General features: G+C 43.4%; 14 protein-coding genes. 10 read left to right on the forward strand and 4 right to left on the reverse strand.

What is annotated here, in order from left to right:
- Positions 1-121 precede the first annotated feature (121 nt).
- From arfA to FED51_RS09870, 3 genes are all read left to right on the forward strand, one after another.
- Entirely contained in the window at positions 122-1,624 is a 1,503-nt protein-coding gene (gene arfA / locus FED51_RS09860; protein WP_010898022.1) for an arabinosylfuranosidase ArfA, read from the forward strand.
- 166 nt (positions 1,625-1,790) lie between these two features.
- Positions 1,791-3,428, forward strand: a complete 1,638-nt coding sequence (locus FED51_RS09865) for an IS1182 family transposase (RefSeq protein ID WP_138091072.1) — start codon at positions 1,791-1,793, stop codon at positions 3,426-3,428.
- 136 nt (positions 3,429-3,564) lie between these two features.
- Positions 3,565-4,764 carry a sn-glycerol-1-phosphate dehydrogenase gene (locus FED51_RS09870; protein ID WP_053431251.1) on the forward strand — a complete coding sequence of 400 codons (1,200 nt, stop codon included), beginning with the start codon at positions 3,565-3,567 and terminating at the stop codon, positions 4,762-4,764.
- A gap of 190 nt (positions 4,765-4,954) precedes the next feature.
- Here the strand turns inward: FED51_RS09870 and FED51_RS09875 are convergent, their stop codons facing one another.
- Entirely contained in the window at positions 4,955-5,599 is a 645-nt protein-coding gene (locus tag FED51_RS09875; RefSeq protein ID WP_053431250.1) for a YesL family protein, read from the reverse strand.
- Positions 5,600-5,966: 367 nt separating this feature from the next.
- On the opposite strand from FED51_RS09875, the gene FED51_RS09880 reads away from it, so the two are divergent.
- From FED51_RS09880 to FED51_RS09895, 4 genes are all read left to right on the forward strand, one after another.
- Positions 5,967-7,352, forward strand: coding sequence for an ABC transporter substrate-binding protein (locus tag FED51_RS09880; protein ID WP_053431249.1), 1,386 nt, complete (start codon positions 5,967-5,969; stop codon positions 7,350-7,352).
- A gap of 61 nt (positions 7,353-7,413) precedes the next feature.
- Complete coding sequence (locus tag FED51_RS09885) at positions 7,414-8,337, forward strand: carbohydrate ABC transporter permease (protein WP_041820532.1); 924 nt, start codon at positions 7,414-7,416, stop codon at positions 8,335-8,337.
- A gap of 17 nt (positions 8,338-8,354) precedes the next feature.
- Positions 8,355-9,212: a carbohydrate ABC transporter permease gene (locus tag FED51_RS09890; protein WP_010898027.1), complete on the forward strand. Its 858-nt coding sequence runs from the start codon at positions 8,355-8,357 to the stop codon at positions 9,210-9,212.
- 154 nt (positions 9,213-9,366) lie between these two features.
- Positions 9,367-10,350, forward strand: coding sequence for a glycoside hydrolase family 43 protein (locus FED51_RS09895; protein WP_412734098.1), 984 nt, complete (start codon positions 9,367-9,369; stop codon positions 10,348-10,350).
- A 137-nt stretch (positions 10,351-10,487) separates the two neighbouring features.
- On the opposite strand, the gene FED51_RS09900 is transcribed toward FED51_RS09895, so the two are convergent.
- The 3 genes from FED51_RS09900 to FED51_RS09910 form a co-directional block, all read right to left on the reverse strand.
- Entirely contained in the window at positions 10,488-10,991 is a 504-nt protein-coding gene (locus FED51_RS09900; RefSeq protein ID WP_175414317.1) for a GNAT family N-acetyltransferase, read from the reverse strand.
- A gap of 190 nt (positions 10,992-11,181) precedes the next feature.
- On the reverse strand, positions 11,182-12,123 hold the full coding sequence (locus tag FED51_RS09905; protein WP_010898030.1) for an ArsR/SmtB family transcription factor: 942 nt from the start codon (positions 12,121-12,123) through the stop codon (positions 11,182-11,184).
- A 23-nt stretch (positions 12,124-12,146) separates the two neighbouring features.
- On the reverse strand, positions 12,147-13,409 hold the full coding sequence (locus tag FED51_RS09910; RefSeq protein ID WP_053431983.1) for a glycoside hydrolase family 27 protein: 1,263 nt from the start codon (positions 13,407-13,409) through the stop codon (positions 12,147-12,149).
- A gap of 509 nt (positions 13,410-13,918) precedes the next feature.
- On the opposite strand from FED51_RS09910, the gene araD reads away from it, so the two are divergent.
- The 3 genes from araD to araA are packed head-to-tail and all read left to right on the forward strand — an operon-like array spanning position 13,919 to position 17,865.
- Complete coding sequence (gene araD / locus FED51_RS09915; RefSeq protein ID WP_053431247.1) at positions 13,919-14,614, forward strand: L-ribulose-5-phosphate 4-epimerase; 696 nt, start codon at positions 13,919-13,921, stop codon at positions 14,612-14,614.
- A 23-nt stretch (positions 14,615-14,637) separates the two neighbouring features.
- On the forward strand, positions 14,638-16,329 hold the full coding sequence (locus FED51_RS09920; RefSeq protein WP_053431246.1) for a ribulokinase: 1,692 nt from the start codon (positions 14,638-14,640) through the stop codon (positions 16,327-16,329).
- Positions 16,330-16,371: 42 nt separating this feature from the next.
- Positions 16,372-17,865: an L-arabinose isomerase gene (gene araA, locus FED51_RS09925; RefSeq protein WP_053431245.1), complete on the forward strand. Its 1,494-nt coding sequence runs from the start codon at positions 16,372-16,374 to the stop codon at positions 17,863-17,865.
- Positions 17,866-17,873 lie beyond the last annotated feature (8 nt).

The following is a 17,873-nucleotide window of genomic DNA, read 5'->3' on the forward strand; positions in this document are numbered from 1 at the left end:
GCTTGCTTAAGAGGAAGATGCTATTATGTACGTACAAGTTAATATTAATATTAATGAGATAATTTATTTATTAACTGAACGTTTGGAGATGGGAATTTCAAGTAGGAAAGGGGAAAGTTTCATGACACTTACAGCAACAATGGTTGTCGACAAATCGTTTAAAATTGGCGAAATTGATAAGCGCATTTACGGTTCATTTATTGAGCACCTAGGACGTGCTGTTTATGAAGGAATTTATGAACCCGGACACCCTGATGGAGATGAGCAAGGGTTTCGCAAAGACGTTATCCGGCTCGTTCAAGAACTGCAAGTGCCACTCGTACGCTATCCTGGAGGAAATTTTGTATCCGGTTACAACTGGGAGGATGGGGTAGGTCCTGTTTCCGAAAGGCCAAAGCGGTTGGATTTAGCGTGGAGAACGACGGAGACGAATGAAATAGGGACAAATGAATTTGTTGATTGGGCGAAAAAGGTTGGGGCAGAGGTGAATATGGCTGTGAACCTCGGCTCTCGCGGGGTTGATGCAGCCCGTAATCTTGTTGAGTATTGTAACCATCCGTCCGGTTCTTATTGGAGTGATCTACGCATCTCCCATGGATACAAAGATCCGCATAATATTAAAACATGGTGTTTAGGGAATGAGATGGATGGTCCTTGGCAAATCGGGCAAAAAACAGCAGAAGAATACGGTCGTGTAGCGGCGGAAGCAGGAAAAGTGATGAAGCTCGTAGACCCTTCCATAGAACTCGTTGCTTGTGGGAGCTCCAACAGTAAAATGGCAACGTTCGCCGATTGGGAAGCAACGGTCTTAGACCATACGTACGATTATGTAGACTATATTTCGCTACATACTTATTACGGAAATCGTGATGATGATCTAGCAAACTATCTTGCTCAGTCGATGGATATGGATGAGTTCATTCGCTCAGTGATTGCGATTGCTGATTATGTGAAAGCGAAAAAGCGAAGCAAAAAAACGATTCATCTCTCATTCGATGAGTGGAATGTTTGGTTCCACTCCAACGAAGCGGATCGGCAAATAACTCCGTGGAGTGTAGCACCGCCATTATTGGAAGACATTTATACATTTGAAGATGCCCTTCTTGTTGGAAGCATGCTCATCACGTTACTGAAGCATGCGGATCGTGTCAAAATTGCGTGTCTTGCTCAACTCGTAAATGTCATTGCTCCGATTATGACTGAAAAAGGTGGGCCGGCTTGGAAGCAGACGATTTTTTATCCGTACATGCACGCATCAGTATACGGACGTGGTGTGGCTTTACAAGCGCAAATCTCTTCACCTAAATACGATAGTAAAGATTTTACAGACGTTCCTTATTTGGATGCGGCGGTGGTGCATCTCGAGGAAGCCGAAGAAGTGACGATCTTTGCAGTTAATAAACACCAAACAGAATCGCTAAATTTACAATGTGATATGCGTAGCTTTGAAGGGTATCACGTATTGGAGCATATTGTCCTTGAACATGAAAATATGAAAGCGACAAATCAAGGACGAGAACAGGTAACGCCTCATCACAATGGTGACTCCGCCATTGATCAAGGGCGGCTGACAGCGAATCTAGCAAAGCTATCTTGGAACGTAATTCGGCTAGGGAAAAAATAAAAAAGACGGGGCTGTCCCATAAGTCAAAATGATTGACTTATGGGCAGCCCTTTTGAATACAAAAAAATCGCCCCGTTCGTTATAATGTAAGTACCCACACAAACAAAATAAGAAAACGGAGGCGATTCTTTTGAGTAACTCTATAGCTACTTTCATTCATTATAACATGGACCAATTAGTCCTTCCAATGGATTTTAGCGATCTCATCGCCGAAGACCATGTGGCGCGTGTGGTGAATGACATGGTGGAAATGGTGGATGAAGATCTCTTCTACGCCCCATACAAAGGTGGCGGCCGGAGTGCCTACCACCCAAAGATGATGACGAAAATCATTTTGTATGCCTACACGCAAAAATTATATTCGTGTCGCGACATTGCCAAGTCCCTGCGTGAACATCTTCCGATGATGTGGTTGGCCGCTCGTCAAACACCAGATTTCCGCACCATTAATCGTTTTCGCTCGGAACGAATGAAAGACATCATTGAGCCATTGTTTACGTCCCTCATTCAGTTACTGCTCGACCAAAACTACATCACCATGGACAACTACTTTCTCGATGGAACCAAAATCGAGGCGAATGCCAATCGATATACGTTTGTTTGGAAAAAGTCCGTCCAGAAGTATAAGGAGCGGCTACAGGACAAGCTCGAAGAATTATTCGCCCACATTGAAGAGACGATTGATTCCGATAACCAGCAGGTAGAGAATGATCAAGGGGAAAACAAGCGTGTGACTTCTGAACAGTTACGTGAAGCTGTCACTCAAGTGGAAAAACAGGCGAATCAAGCGGAACAAGCCCTTCATGACGAACAAGATCCGGTTCTGAAAAAAGAGAAAAAAGCGGAAGCTCGTCACTGGCGCCAATTACATAAGAAGTTAAACACAGACTATCTGCCACGCTTAGAAAGATACGAAGATCAATTAGCGACATTCGGTGATCGAAATAGTTTCTCCAAAACCGATCGAGATGCCACATTTATGCGTATGAAGGAAGATCATATGAAAAACGGTCAACTGAAACCCGGATATAATGTACAGGCAGGGACCGAAAATCAATTCATTGTCGGTTATTCCATTCATCAACGCCCAACAGATACTCGTTGTTTGATTCCACACCTTCGTATGCTTGAAGAACGCCAACTCCCCTTTCCAAAGAAGCTAATCGCAGACGCTGGTTATGGAAGTGAGCCCAACTATTTATATATCGCTGAAAACGAATGGGATGCCCTCATCCCTTATCATACGATGAGAAAAGAAGAAAGCCGGGTCTATCGGAACGACCCATGGAAGGTACAGAACTGGACGTATTTGGAACATGATGATACCTATATATGCCCAAATAACCGGAGAGTGACTTTTCGATACTACCGCAAACGAACGGATGCCTACGGATACGAACGAGACTTCAAAATATATGAATGTGAAGACTGTACCGGGTGTCCATTCAAGACGGATTGTACAAAAGCGAAAGGCAATCGCCAGATTCACTATAATCCGGTATATGAAGAAGGAAAATCAAAAATGAAACGAGCCCTTGATACGGAAGAAGGCGCAAAGACCTATCGAAAACGGAAAACAGAGGTCGAAAGCGTGTTCGGTCATATCAAGGGCAATCGGTCGTTCCGTCGTTTTCACCTTCGTGGCCTTGACAAGGTGAACATTGAGTTTGGGCTGATCGCAATCGCCCACAACTTCCTGAAACAGGCGAAGACCATCCGCCTGTTTCAGGAAGAGATAAACCGATCATCGGAGACAAAAAGCCTGAAGCGACTTATAAATGTCACTTCAGGCTTTTCTTTTTAAGGGCTTTTGAGACAGCCCCTATCTTTAGTTCTACTTTGGCGTGTTCTATTAATAAATCTGACACGAACATTAGGTGATACGTCAAAAGCGTATTTAAGCAAGCGTCGTTCACCTAATCGAAGGAGGCGGACTATACGTGAATCATCTATTGAAACAAGCGAAGCGAGTCGCTAGTGAATGCGAGTGCGGTCACGAACATCAATGGATCGAAATGGATGAATTGCAACTGGGTAGGAACGCGATTAACTACCTCCCTGAGTATCTACATGAAAAAGGGCTATTACATGTGACAATAGTTGCCGATGCCAATACGTATGCTGTAGCAGGACAATTAGTAGCTCAGCTCCTTAGAGGCCGCGGGATCGATGTAGAAAATTGCATCCTTAAAGAGCAGGGGGCGCTTACTTTACTTGCTGATGAGCATGGGCTTGGCCAACTCGTCATTGGGGCAGCTAAGGAAACAGATGTCTTTCTTGCGGTAGGAGCCGGTACGATTCATGATCTGACGCGCATCGCTAGTTACAAGTTTGGTAAGCCATTTATCGCGATTCCCACAGCACCTTCGGTCGATGGGTTTACCTCGATGGGGGCACCGGTTATCCGTGATGGGGTAAAAATAACGTTCCAAACGCAGGCCCCGATCGCTTTATTTGCAGATTTGGATTTTTTAACACAAGCCCCTCGTTCTATGGTAGCTGCCGGTTTCGGTGACATGCTCGGGAAGTCCACATCACTAGTTGATTGGCAAGTGAGCCATATGTTGAATGATGAGCCTTTTTGTCCCGCTGTTTTTCACATGACAAAATCTGCGCTCACGATGTGTATGGAGCATGCTGATGAGATTGCAGCTTGCAATGAACAAGGGATCCGCCTGTTAACAGAAGCTCTCATCATGTCAGGGTTAGCCATGCTTATTTTTGGTCATTCCCATCCGGCATCAGGTGCAGAGCATCATCTATCCCATTATTGGGAAATGGCTTTTCTACGTTCAGGAGGAACGCAACCCCTTCATGGCGCGAAAGTCGGCTATGCGACGATGCTGATTTCGGCATTATATAAAAACGAAGCTCGAAAAAAGATCGAAACGTTCCAAGGCGAAGGCTCCCCGTTGGTCAATAGCATTCATAAACATCGAGAGAGACTTTTAATGTTAATTGACACGATACCAGAATCTAGCGACATTCAAAGGTTGCTAGAAAGTGTAGGTGGGGCAGTGAAAAGTGCTGATTTAGCTCTTGCTGATTCGTTGGAGGACGAGGCGTTAGAGAAAGCTCATAAGCTACGAGAGCGGTGTACGCTTCTTTACTGTCTGAATGAACATTTAAAAACGTCTTAACCTTTATTGGAGGATCTGTTAAGCGCATTTTCAAGCATCAATATCGATGGTCGTCTTTTTTTTTCGGCGCTTCATCCGCTTCTTATCTCGGAAGTTATACAAGAAGGTTTTGTGGAGACAAATAGTAAGGAACGGAATGGTTAACGCATTTCGTTCCTAAGGAGGTGGGATGGGAAAAATGGAACCCATATTAGTTCGGTTCCGTTTTTTTCATATGTTCATAGCGATCGGCCAGTTTCTTGTAGCCGAAGAGAAAGGACCACATCGTGAGTGCCGCCATAAAGCTAGCAGCAAACAAAGGGAGAAGAATCGGAAAAGTTAAAAAGAGCAAGGCGCTTAAACTGAGCGTAATCATTAACAACAAAGTTCGAAACGGCTGCAGCACACCGAGAAGAAATGAATGCTTAAAGTATTGTTTATAAGATAAATCAAAATGAACAAGCGTAGGGAAAATATACAAAAGTGTCACTAGATAAATAAACGAGAGGGCACCAACGCCCATTAAAAGAAGCTGGCCCATCCAGTGGGAAGTTCCGAGAAGGAGGAGAACATCCAGATATAAAATTCCTCCAATTAGAACGAGAGTCTGCCCGACCAAATTCGCGATTTTAAACGACCGTTTAAATTCATTCAAATAGGTTTGAAAGAGCGGAAAATCATCCTCCTTTTGATACCATTTGCGAAAAACCGCAAATAGACTTGCTGTTGCAGGCATGACCCCAAGAATGATGCCGCCAATGAAAGAAAAAAGCAGCCAGAGGAGGTTCAAATAGACGAGTCTCATGATCCATTCGAATAGTTTCATGATTTTCGTGTACGGATTGTCCTCATTCATAGTAAGAATCACCTTCTTCATCGCTATTAATTACAGAATAACATAATTTAATTAATATAAATACTATCTGTTTCTTCATTTCATTTATAAGAATGACGATCTTTTTCTTTTATCATTCAGCTGTATCTGAGAGAAGAAAAAAAGGGTTACTCCTCAATATGATAATTAGCATTGACATTAATGAAATAAGTAAATATAATGTACATATATTAACGATAAAGCAATTTAATTAATTCTAATATTAACAAATGAAGGGGAGCAAGGCATTTTTTATTTTTATGAATCTATGAAAGCGTTTTAACATTGATTGCACGAAAGAATCTTTCTTTCTGTAATATTACGTTACATAAAAAAGGGGAGGTACACGATGGGACGAGTAAAGAAACAGTTAAGTTTTTTCTTGATGGTGTTACTAGCTGTATCTTTGGCTGCTTGCGGTGGGTCTGCACAGGAAGGTGGCGTGCAGGAAAGCAAAGTGGATGAAGAAGGGAATGTGCACATTAGCATTTCCACATGGGGATTACCTGATGAGTTAGCCGTTTTTAATGAGTTAGTTGATAACTTTGAAAATGATAACCCGAACATTAAGGTCAACGTTATTCATATTCCTGATGATTATAGTGGAAAGATGAATACGATGCTTGCAGGGGGAACAGCTCCTGACGTTGTGTTTACTTCTGATGGTGATTTTGGTGGTTGGGTAAAGGCTGGTTTGTTTTTGAACATTCAAGACATGGTGGAAGAAAGCTCGATTAATCTTGAAGATATGTGGGAATCGGCCCTTAGTCGTTACCGCTGGGATGGACGAGTATTGGGAGAAGGGGATCTCTACGCTTTACCGAAAGATATTGGTCCTTCAGCTCTTTTCTACAATAAAGATTTATTCGATGAAGCGGGAGTTTCTTACCCAGATCCAGAAGTTCCGATGTCATGGGACGAATTATTAGAAAAAGCAAAAGCCTTAACGATTGATGAAAATGGTAATGGAAGACCCGATCAATTCGGGTTAGGTCCGATCTGGTGGGAAGGTTTTATTTGGTCCAATGGCGGCGATATTTTAAGTGAAGATAGAACAACGTTTGTTATGAACGAACCGGAAGCAGTGGAAGCTCTGCAATTTGTAGCTGATTTAACCCACGTCCATAAGGTGGCGCCTGACTCTCGTTCGCTTGAAGCAATGGATGCGGATCAAATGTTTGAAACCGGGCGAATTGCGATGATGACAGCGGGACGATGGATGGTACCGACGTATCGTAAACTAGATTTTGACTGGGATGTAGCACCGCCTCCTGCGGGGGCAACAGGGGTGTCATCCAGCTGGTCTGGATCTGTAGGTTATGCGATTAATAAAGACACGAATTTCCCTGAGGAAGCCTTTCAATTAATAGAATACCTTGCGGGTGAACGTGGGCAAGAAATTCAAACAGAACTCGGGTTTGCGATCCCAACTTATAAATCTGTGTCTGAAACAGATGTGTTTCTACAGCCAGGGGAAAAGCCTGAAAATGCAGAAGCATTCATCATTGGTGCGGAAACGCAACGACCAGGTCCATGGACGCTTACGCCGAACAATCGTTGGTTGGACCATGTGAATCAAAATTTGACTTATCTATGGAACGGAGAGCGTAGCGCTGAGGAAATTTTGGATGAAATAGCAGATGAAGTTCAGCAGCTACTTGAAGAAGGGAATCCAGAAATTTTCGGGAATGAACCTGCAAGTGAGGAGGAAGGTGAAGGTGATGGTGAGGAATAGGGGGCTCACCCCCTTTTTCTCACTTTCCTTTTGACCGAAGCGAAAGGAGAGGTGAGTGGAGATGGAAGTAGAAACTCCTCGAGAGACGAAAACGACGAAGGCGAGGAAACAGAAGCGCCGTCTTAATAAAGAGTATTTTTGGGGCTATCTGTTTATTGCCCCTCCGATTATTGGGTTTGCTATTTTCGCGTTAGGCCCTATGCTTTATTCCATTTATGTTAGCTTCACCGATTTCGATTTATATAATGAGCCTGTTTGGACTGGTGCTGATAACTACTATCGTTTGTTTGTGACAGATGATTTGTTTCGAAAAACGGTATTTAATACGTTTTATGCAGCCCTCGGTATTCCGATTGGGATGGCTGTTTCTTTAGGAATTGCCGTTGCGCTCAATCAAAAAGTAAAAGGGATCGCCTTGTTTCGTACAGCGTTCTTTTTACCAGCTGTTAGTTCGGTTGTCGCGATTACATTGCTTTGGCGCTGGATCTTTAACGCTGATTTTGGCTTATTGAACATTATGCTAAATTATGTTGGGATTCATGGGCCAGGCTGGTTAAGTGACGAAAAATGGGCGATGCCGGCAATGATCATTCAAGGGGTTTGGGGCGGCTTAGGGATTAACATGATTTTATACCTTGCCGCGCTTCAAGGGGTTAACCCTGCATTATATGAAGCGGCAGATATTGATGGAGGAAATGCTTGGCAGAAGTTCATTCATATTACGGTTCCCTCCATTTCGCCAACCACCTTCTTTATTTTAATTACATCTACGATAGGGGCATTGCAGGATTTTCAGCGGTTCATGATTATGACTGAAGGTGGACCGAATTATTCGACGACCACGGTTGTGTATTACTTGTTCTTAAACGCCTTTAGATACATGGAGATGGGGTATGCTTCAGCGATGGCTTGGGTGCTCGGGATCATTATTCTTATTATTACAATCATTAACTTTAAGCTTGCAAAAAAATGGGTGCATTATTGATCGGTAGGTGAGGCCTTATGGAAGCTGTTTCTTGGTATCAAAGCAAATCAAAAATGAATACAATCAAAAAAATCCTTTCCTATACTTTTTTAATGATCGGTGGATTGATTATGGCTGTCCCGTTTTTATGGATGCTTTCTACATCGTTGAAGACCCCAGGGGCGATTTTCGCTATGCCTCCAGAGTTTATCCCTCGTGAGATTACATTCGAAAACTACATTCGAGTGTTCACTGAAGCAGATCTACTACTAGGGTTCCGTAATACGATGATCATCATTATTCCTACGACAGCGATCGGGATTTTCACGAGCTCGCTAGCAGCGTTTGCTTTTGCTAAGCTTAACTTTCCTGGACGGGATAAGTTGTTTTTCGCTCTTATCGCCACGATGATGCTGCCTGGGATTGTAACCCTTGTCCCACAGTTCATTTTATTCAGAGAGTTAGGGTGGCTTGATACTTTTAAACCTTTAATGATCCCTGGCTTTTTCGGAGCTGCGATGACAGTGTTCTTCCTACGACAATTTTTTATGACGATTCCAAACGACCTAATCGATGCTGCAAAAATTGACGGACTTAGTTTTTTCGGGATTTTTCGCAAGATCATGGTTCCTTTAGCGAAGCCTGCGATCGTTACACAAGTCATTTTAGGGCTACTTGCTGGCTACAACGATTTTATGGGGCCATTGATTTATCTGAACTCTCCAGAAAATTTCACGCTTCAACTCGTATTAGCATCTTTTCGCGGCTATTACACGTCTGAGTGGGGATTAATTATGGCCGGATCAGTGATTGCGTTAATCCCAACGTTAGTTGCGTTCTTCTTCGCGCAAAAGCAGTTTATTGAAGGCATCGTGATGACAGGTGTGAAGGGATAGTGCAAAAATAAAATGAAACTCAATTAACGGCCCGTGGGGGAGGCCTGCGGGTTTATTGTTTTTCAGAGGGACTTAGGGTTGTTTTGGCGTATCGCTTTGTTTAATCATTAATATATTTACTAATTAATTAATATTTATTTTGGAGGGGATGACATTGACTATTACCGCAAACACATACCGTAATCCATTTATTGAGCAACGGGCTGATCCATGGGTATACAAACATGCAGATGGTTTTTATTATTTCACAGGCTCTGTCCCTGCTTATGACTGCATTGAATTACGGCGAGCGAAAACATTAGATGGACTACGTGAGGCAGAACCGAAAGTCGTTTGGCGAAAATATGACCGCGGTCCGATGAGTGCAAACATTTGGGCGCCAGAAATCCATTACATTGAAGGTAAATGGTATATTTATTTTGCGGCAGCAAGGACGGCAGAAACAAAAGCAGGATTGTTTGACCATCGCATGTTTGTCTTGGAAAATGAATCGGCGAATCCACTAGAGGGATCGTGGATCGAGAAGGGGCAAATCTTTACAAAGTGGGAGAGCTTTTCACTGGATGCGACAACTTTCGAGCACAAGGGCGTTCGTTACCTCGTCTGGCCGCAAAAAGATCCAAACATCGAAGGGAATTCAAATCTATACATTGCCGAAATGGAAAACCCGTGGACGATTAAAGGGGAACAGGTGATGCTCTCAAAACCAGAATTTGACTGGGAAGTGATTGGATATAAGGTGAATGAAGGGCCTGCCGTCATTAAGAGAAACGGCAAGGTGTTTATTGCATATTCGGCAAGCGCCACCGATCACCATTACTGCATGGGTCTACTTTGGGCAAATGAAGAGGCAGACTTACTAGACCCTGCTTCATGGACTAAGTCACCGACTCCTGTTTTTCAAACAAGTGAAGAAAACGGACAATATGGGCCGGGTCATAATAGTTTTACGGTAACGGAAGATGGAAAGTATGATGTTTTAGTATATCATGCTCGTAGTTACAAGGAAATTGAAGGAGATCCGCTGTATGATCCTAATCGTCATGCACGTTTGAAATTATTCACGTGGGATAAGGACGGATTCCCTCAGTTCGGTGAGCCATTACCTGATACGATGAACATGGAGAAAGCGACGTAACCGAAGGTGCTTGCGCTTAGCGAGCACTTTCTGTATAAATGTTTTCGAATCATCGATAAAAAAGAACGGAGACAATTCCGTCCAGAAAGAAAAACGTCTTGGTGATAGCCAAGCCTTTCTAAATTAAAGCAGTCACATCATTCTTCCCTCAATCCTGAATAAATCGCATGCATTTTTTCGAAGATCCAAACCTCTTTTTCTCGAGTAAATCCGATGTTCTCTGCGACACGAATCGAAGCGGTATTAGCCGGATCGATAATGCTGATCAATTTGTCTAAGCCTAGTGCATCAAAACCATAGCTTTTACAAGCCTTTGCTGCTTCAGTTGCAAACCCACGACACCAGTAATTTTTATGAATGTGATAGCCGATTTCTACGTGAGTTTGCCCTTCTATTAGTTGCTTCACCAATCCGCAGTCGCCAATACATTCATCCGTTTCCTTTAGACATACTGCCCATAATCCATAACCATCTCGCTTGTACCGCTGTTGATTTCTGCTCACCCAGCTTTCCGTTTGTTCATACCGAAAAGGAGCGGGATAGTAGCTCATCGTTTCGGCATCTGAATATAAGCTGTGCAATGTAGGGATATCCGTCCCGATAAATTCTCGTAAAAATAATCGTTCGGTTTCTAGTATCAAAAGAGTTACCTCCAGTTTTAAGGATTGATCGAAAAAAATGAAATGACATTCAGCGGGGATTAAAGCCCTCGCAATAGAAAAACTTAATAGGTTGAAGAATACAGCCTTGCCACAATGCCTTGAATTGGGAAGGATAAAATACAAAAAGATAAGGAAGACAGTAAACAACATATCTCCCTTTAGAACAAAGTTATGCTTTTTTTGATGGCTCTTGCTCTGGATTTAAGTCTTTCGTGTAATACAATCTGAAAATAATGTCTTGATTGTAGTTTCCAAAACCCTCTCCGAAAATGGTCACCCCGCCAACGTTTTCCGCATCATCAGGAACGGCCACTCGGAATGACCATTGTTTGCTGCGAATGTGCACATCATCTATCGTGACATCTGAAATTTTTGCCCCTTCGATGAACGTTCCTTCTTTTGTGATCCGGATAAATTTTAAGAGGCCATACTGGTTAATGACTTTCGGCCACCAATCTGGCGTATATTTTCCTGGACTATCACCAAAATCACCAGGACTCGTCCATATGCCGATTTTCACATTATTAAAATAAAAACTAATGTCTGAAGGCCAGTTATCATTCGTAAATGGAGCTTCGGACGAAAGCTCGAGGGAAATTTCTAGTTCTTTCGGATTTTCTGAGTGATGCAAAAAGTTTGGTATTTTATATTCGATGTATCCCTTGGAAAACCATAAAATTTTTGCGTTGACCCGTTCTGGATCTAAGAAATAGCGAGGCTCGTCAAATTCTCCGATAATCTTTTCCGCAGTCGCTAAACCACACGTTGGTTCTACTAGGAAATCTGTATAATGACCGACAGATAAGATGGTTTGATGATATAATTTTAAACTTTCCTTTTTCGGAGGGAAGTTGATTTCAATATGATCTGTATCTAAAATGCAGAGTTTTTGGATCCCGGCCTTTCCGGGAACCATTTCCGTCCGAATAATCCCAGCCTTTTCGAGCTTTTTTATGTGCATCGTCATAATGGCACTGCTTAGTCCGACAGCCTCGGCTAGTTCCCGGATATTCATTGACTTTCTCGTTAGTTGTTGAATGATTGCTAACCGCACTTTGCTTGCTAATGCTTCATATACAGGTAAAGATTCGTTTGAAATGTCTAATTGCATCGTTTTCCTCCGTTGTTTAGTGATTACTGGTCTGGTGAGAGCTTTAACATCATCGACTGATGGGGCTTCAGTTCTATTTGAAACGACTCAGAAGGGGCGAGGGATTGTAAAAATGAACGGTCCCATACATTGAAAAGGTGAACCGTTTCCATAATACCTACCATATCTAATCGGAATTGTAACGTCTTTTGTTGATCGTGTAAATTAAATAATGCAACATATGCCTCGCCATTTCTACCATTTGCAGCCCATGCAACCTTATCCTCCTCACGATAGACGAACCGATTTAATACGCTTTTTTGATTAATCGAGAGGATTTCCTCATTCGTTAATAGCGATAATGTCCACTGGTCGTTATCCCTGAGTTCGCCGCCGAACATTAATGGAGAGCGAGAGATAGCCCATAAGTTCATCATCGTTAACTGCTCGTCTTTTGTAAAACGAGTCCAGCGATCACCACCAGGTCCATCAACAGAACGGATACCGATATGACCGAGTGGCAGCATGTCACAATCCGGCCAGTGGCCTGTACCGATATGTTTTTCCCAAACTTCACATCGTTCAAACATTTGATATAAAAGGGACCAATCGTCCCAGAAGTCATCTGATATCCGCCACATGTTGGCGTTCGTTTTAAAGTGGTGAGCATATTTTATAGGTGCAGGACCAGGGGAGAGGCTTAAAACCATTGGCCTCCCGCATGCATGAATCGCCCGCTGGATCATTTTGATTTCCTCCAGATGTGTATCGTAGAGCCTTGAGGCCGCGATGTCATCCACTTTGACGAAATCGACACCCCACTGAGCATAAAGCTCAAATAAGCTGTTATAATAGCTTTGCGCACCCTCTTTTGTCGGGTCTACACCGTACATATCCGTATTCCATGGGCAAATGGAATTGATGTGAGCAATCTCGCGAGCAGTTTTCGTAGAGCCTAAGACAGGGGAGTTTTCATAAACGGCTTGTCTCGGAATGCCTCTCATTATATGTATACCGAATTTTAAGCCGAGATCATGGATGGCATCACTTAATGGTTTGAATCCGGCCCCGTTTTTTGCAGACGGGAACCGGTTTGTTGCGGGGAGTAACCGGCCATACTCATCCATACAAAGAGGGGCAAACGGGTTATAAGCAGATGAGTTAGCCGTTGGCTCGTACCATTGAATATCGACGACGATATATTCCCATCCATACTTCTTTAAATGATTTGCCATGTATTCGGCATTTCCTAGCACTTCTTCTTCTGTCACGCTCGCTCCATAACAATCCCAGCTATTCCACCCCATCGGTGGAGTTAAAGCAGATAATCGATTCACTTCCAACTTTTATCCCCCTATCCAAACGTTCAAGATAAAATAAACGATCAACTAATCGTTTGCATTTATATTAACATTTTCGTTTGTAAATTAAAAGGATTTATCGCACATATTTACACCAGTGGCTTTGAATGTTTTCTGATAATATTAATGATTGCTATCGAACATTTTAAAAGATTAACATTAACAAAAAATAATTTACGTATTCGTGTAACTATTAATTAAATTGTCCGTATCTGTTATTTGGGAAATTCAGTCGGAAACGTTTTATCGTTCAAAATAGATGTCGATGGATTAAAAGCTGATACACCATACTAATACTAGACATAATAAGAGATCGTGAAAAGAGAAACACTCCTTGATAAATGTAGTTGTTAATACAAGTGATTAAATTGAATATAAATATTGAAAATTGTACGTATAAGTGTAATAATGTGAGTAAGCGTTTCAATCTATGATTAGGAAAGGGGTCGTTTCGGTTGTTAGAGCAATTGAAAGAAACGGTGTTTAAAGCGAATCTTTATTTGCCTAAATATCAACTCGTAACGTTTACATGGGGAAATGTAAGCGGTATCGACCGGGAAAAAGGCTTGGTCGTCATTAAACCGAGTGGAGTGGAATACTTCGAAATGAAAAGCAAAGACATGGTCGTTGTTGATTTAGAGGGCAATATAGTCGAAGGTGATTTGAAACCGTCTTCAGACACGCCAACCCATTTAGCGCTTTATCGGGCATTTGACAAAGTAGGGGGGATTGTCCATACCCATTCGGTCTGGGCAACGGCTTGGGCGCAAGCGGGAAAAGAAATCCCAGCTTATGGAACGACGCATGCTGATTATTTTCATGGGACGATCCCTTGTACCCGCCCAATGACAGAGGTAGAAATTCTAGGAGACTATGAAAAGGAAACAGGGAACGTGATCGTTGAGACGTTTCGTGATAAAGACCCGTTGTCGATTCCTGGCGTCCTCGTTCATTCACACGCTCCTTTCGTCTGGGGGAAAGATCCGATGGAGGCAGTCCATCATGCAGTCGTCCTTGAAGAAGTGGCGAAAATGGCGCAAAAAACGCTATCAATCTCTGAGAGGACACTACCAATGGATTCAGTACTACTAGATCGACACTTTTATCGGAAGCATGGGCAAGCAGCTTACTACGGTCAAGAGAAGAGATAATCAGGAAAGGGTGGGACATATAGATGACAACGAAATACACAATTGGGGTTGACTACGGGACGGAGTCAGGACGTGCGGTGTTAATCGATCTATCGAATGGGCAAGAGCTAGCTGACCATGTGACACCATATAGACACGGAGTCATCGATCAATATTTGCCTAATACAAACATTAAATTAGGTCACGAATGGGCTTTGCAGCACCCCCTTGATTATGTAGAGGTTTTAACGACATCGGTGCCAGCAGTTATGAAAGAATCGGGAGTGGATGCTGACGATGTGATTGGGATCGGCGTCGATTTTACGGCATGCACGATGTTACCAGTTGACGAGGAAGGGCAGCCTTTGTGTTTGCTCGCGCAGTACAAAGACAATCCTCATAGCTGGGTGAAGCTCTGGAAGCATCATGCCGCTCAAGATAAAGCGAACGCTATAAATGAAATGGCTGAAAAACGAGGAGAAGCCTTTTTGCCACGATATGGCGGGAAAATATCTTCTGAGTGGATGATCGCAAAAGTGTGGCAAATTCTCGATGAGGCGGAGGACGTTTATAACCGAACGGATCAATTTTTAGAGGCGACCGATTGGATCGTCTCACAAATGACGGGCAAAATCGTGAAAAATAGTTGCACAGCAGGTTATAAGGCGATTTGGCATAAGCGAGAGGGTTACCCTTCCAATGAATTTTTTAAAGCCCTCGATCCTAGGCTTGAGCATTTGACGACAACGAAGCTACGCGGTGACATCGTCCCTCTAGGTGAAAGGGCAGGTGGTTTATTGCCTGAAATGGCTGAAAAGATGGGCTTGAACCCTGGCATCGCAGTAGCGGTAGGTAACGTAGATGCCCATGCCGCTGTTCCAGCTGTTGGCGTCACGACGCCTGGAAAGTTGGTCATGGCGATGGGGACGTCCATTTGCCACATGCTACTAGGGGAGAAGGAACAGGAAGTCGAAGGAATGTGCGGAGTTGTTGAAGATGGTATCATCCCAGGTTATTTAGGCTATGAGGCAGGGCAATCCGCAGTTGGAGACATTTTCGCCTGGTTTGTGAAGCACGGCGTTCCGGCAGCGACGTTCGATGAGGCGCAAGAAAAAGGGGTGAACATTCACGCTTTGTTAGAAGAAAAAGCGTCACAATTAAGACCTGGCGAGTCGGGTTTACTTGCACTCGATTGGTGGAATGGGAATCGTTCGATTCTCGTTGATACTGAATTATCAGGGATGCTTTTAGGCTACACGCTCCAAACGAAGCCGGAAGAAATATATCGAGCATTGCTTGAGGCAACAGCATTTGGTACACGGGCGATTGTTGATGCTTTTCACGGGCGAGGGGTCGAAGTTCACGAACTCTATGCATGTGGAGGTTTACCGCAAAAAAATCACCTGTTAATGCAAATCTTTGCTGATGTGACAAACAGGGAAATTAAAGTGGCTGCTTCAAAACAAACACCAGCTCTTGGGGCAGCAATGTTTGCTTCTGTTGCTGCTGGTTCAGAGGTAGGAGGCTATGACTCGATTGAAGAAGCTGCCAAGAAAATGGGCCGAGTGAAGGACGAAACTTTTAAGCCAATTCCTGAACATGTGGCTATCTATGAAAAGCTTTACCAAGAATATGTGACGCTTCACGATTACTTCGGACGGGGTGCGAATGATGTCATGAAGCGTTTGAAAGCGTTAAAAAGTATCCAGCATCGTCCGTCTTCTTTGTTAACGTAACTTATTAATTTTCAAATCTTATCATTAGTGGGGGGTTCTCGAATGTTACAAACGAAGCCATATACGTTTTGGTTCATTACTGGAAGTCAGCATTTATATGGAGAAGACGCGATAGAGCAAGTAAGACAGCACTCGCAAACTATGGTAGAAAAGCTTAATGAAATTGGCGAGTTGCCGTACACCATTGAATTAAAAGAGGTTCTCACAACACCTGATGCGATAAGAAAAATGGTCATTGCGGCCAATAGCGATGACGATTGTGCGGGGATGATTACGTGGATGCACACATTTTCCCCAGCAAAGATGTGGATTAACGGTTTAAAACAATTAAAAAAGCCGCTCCTCCACTTGCATACGCAATTTAATCGAGAAATCCCTTACGATGACATCGATATGGATTTCATGAATTTAAATCAATCTGCCCACGGTGATCGCGAGTACGGGCACATTGGGGCACGGCTTAACATCTCTCGAAAAGTAATCGTCGGTCATTGGCAAAATAATGATGTACAAGAACGGCTAGGGGCTTGGATGAGAACTGCTGCGGCCTTTGTGGACGGTCATCACTTAAAAGTGGCTAGATTTGGCGACAACATGCGGGAGGTTGCTGTGACGGAAGGAGATAAGGTCGAAGCACAAATTCAATTCGGTTGGTCGATCACGGCCTTTGGTATTGGCGATCTCGTCGAAAAAATGAAAGCAGTATCTGAAGACGAAGTCCGGCGCTTATTCGATGAATATCAAGAGCTTTACCGCTTAAGTCCATCGATTCTCGAGCAAGATGAGGTAAAAGCAGCGGTTTTAGAGCAAGCGAAAATGGAACTAGCGTTAAAGGAGTTCTTGGAGGAAGGGGGCTACACAGCGTTTACAACGAACTTTGAAGACTTGCACGGAATGAAGCAGCTTCCAGGCCTAGCGGTGCAACGTCTTATGGCAGAGGGATATGGCTTTGGTGGAGAAGGAGACTGGAAAACGGCGGCGTTATTGCGGATGATGAAAATCATTGCTGATGGTAAAGGAACCTCATTCATGGAAGATTACACATACCATTTGGCCGAAGGGAACGAGCTCGTGCTAGGTTCTCATATGTTGGAAATTTGCCCAACGATTGCGGCGAATCAGCCTGAAATCCAAGTTCATCCGCTAGGTATTGGCGGGAAAGAAGATCCTGCACGGCTTGTCTTTGATGGGGCCGATGGACCAGCGTTAAATGCCTCCTTGATCGATCTTGGCCACCGATTCCGTTTAGTTGTGAACGAAGTAGAAGCAATCAAACCAGAACGGGATATGCCGAAGCTACCAGTTGCTAAAGTTCTTTGGAAGTGCAAGCCATCCTTAAGTGAAGCGACAGAGGCTTGGATCCATGCAGGGGGAGCTCATCATACGGTGTTCTCCTTCGAAGTGACGCCTGAGCAGCTCTATGATTGGGCAACTTTAGCTGATATTGAAGTGGTTTTCATTAATGACAAAACAGACGTACCGCAATTCCAGCAACAGCTCCAATGGAATGAAGCTTTCCGCCGACTATTTAAATAAAGCTTTTT

The organism is Halalkalibacterium halodurans, assembly GCF_005671335.1.
In the GTDB taxonomy this organism is placed as follows: domain Bacteria; phylum Bacillota; class Bacilli; order Bacillales; family Bacillaceae_D; genus Halalkalibacterium; species Halalkalibacterium halodurans.

Excerpts from the sequence above, each read along its gene's own strand:
- arfA (WP_010898022.1), top strand. The coding sequence starts at position 122 with ATGACACTTACAGCAACAATGGTTGTCGACAAATCGTTTAAAATTGGC.
- FED51_RS09865 (WP_138091072.1), top strand. The coding sequence starts at position 1,791 with ATGGACCAATTAGTCCTTCCAATGGATTTTAGCGATCTCATCGCCGAA.
- FED51_RS09875 (WP_053431250.1), bottom strand. The coding sequence starts at position 5,599 with ATGAATGAGGACAATCCGTACACGAAAATCATGAAACTATTCGAATGG.
- FED51_RS09880 (WP_053431249.1), top strand. The coding sequence starts at position 5,967 with ATGGGACGAGTAAAGAAACAGTTAAGTTTTTTCTTGATGGTGTTACTA.
- FED51_RS09885 (WP_041820532.1), top strand. The coding sequence starts at position 7,414 with ATGGAAGTAGAAACTCCTCGAGAGACGAAAACGACGAAGGCGAGGAAA.
- FED51_RS09890 (WP_010898027.1), top strand. The coding sequence starts at position 8,355 with ATGGAAGCTGTTTCTTGGTATCAAAGCAAATCAAAAATGAATACAATC.
- FED51_RS09905 (WP_010898030.1), bottom strand. The coding sequence starts at position 12,123 with ATGCAATTAGACATTTCAAACGAATCTTTACCTGTATATGAAGCATTA.
- FED51_RS09910 (WP_053431983.1), bottom strand. The coding sequence starts at position 13,409 with ATGGGGTGGAATAGCTGGGATTGTTATGGAGCGAGCGTGACAGAAGAA.
- FED51_RS09920 (WP_053431246.1), top strand. The coding sequence starts at position 14,638 with ATGACAACGAAATACACAATTGGGGTTGACTACGGGACGGAGTCAGGA.
- araA (WP_053431245.1), top strand. The coding sequence starts at position 16,372 with ATGTTACAAACGAAGCCATATACGTTTTGGTTCATTACTGGAAGTCAG.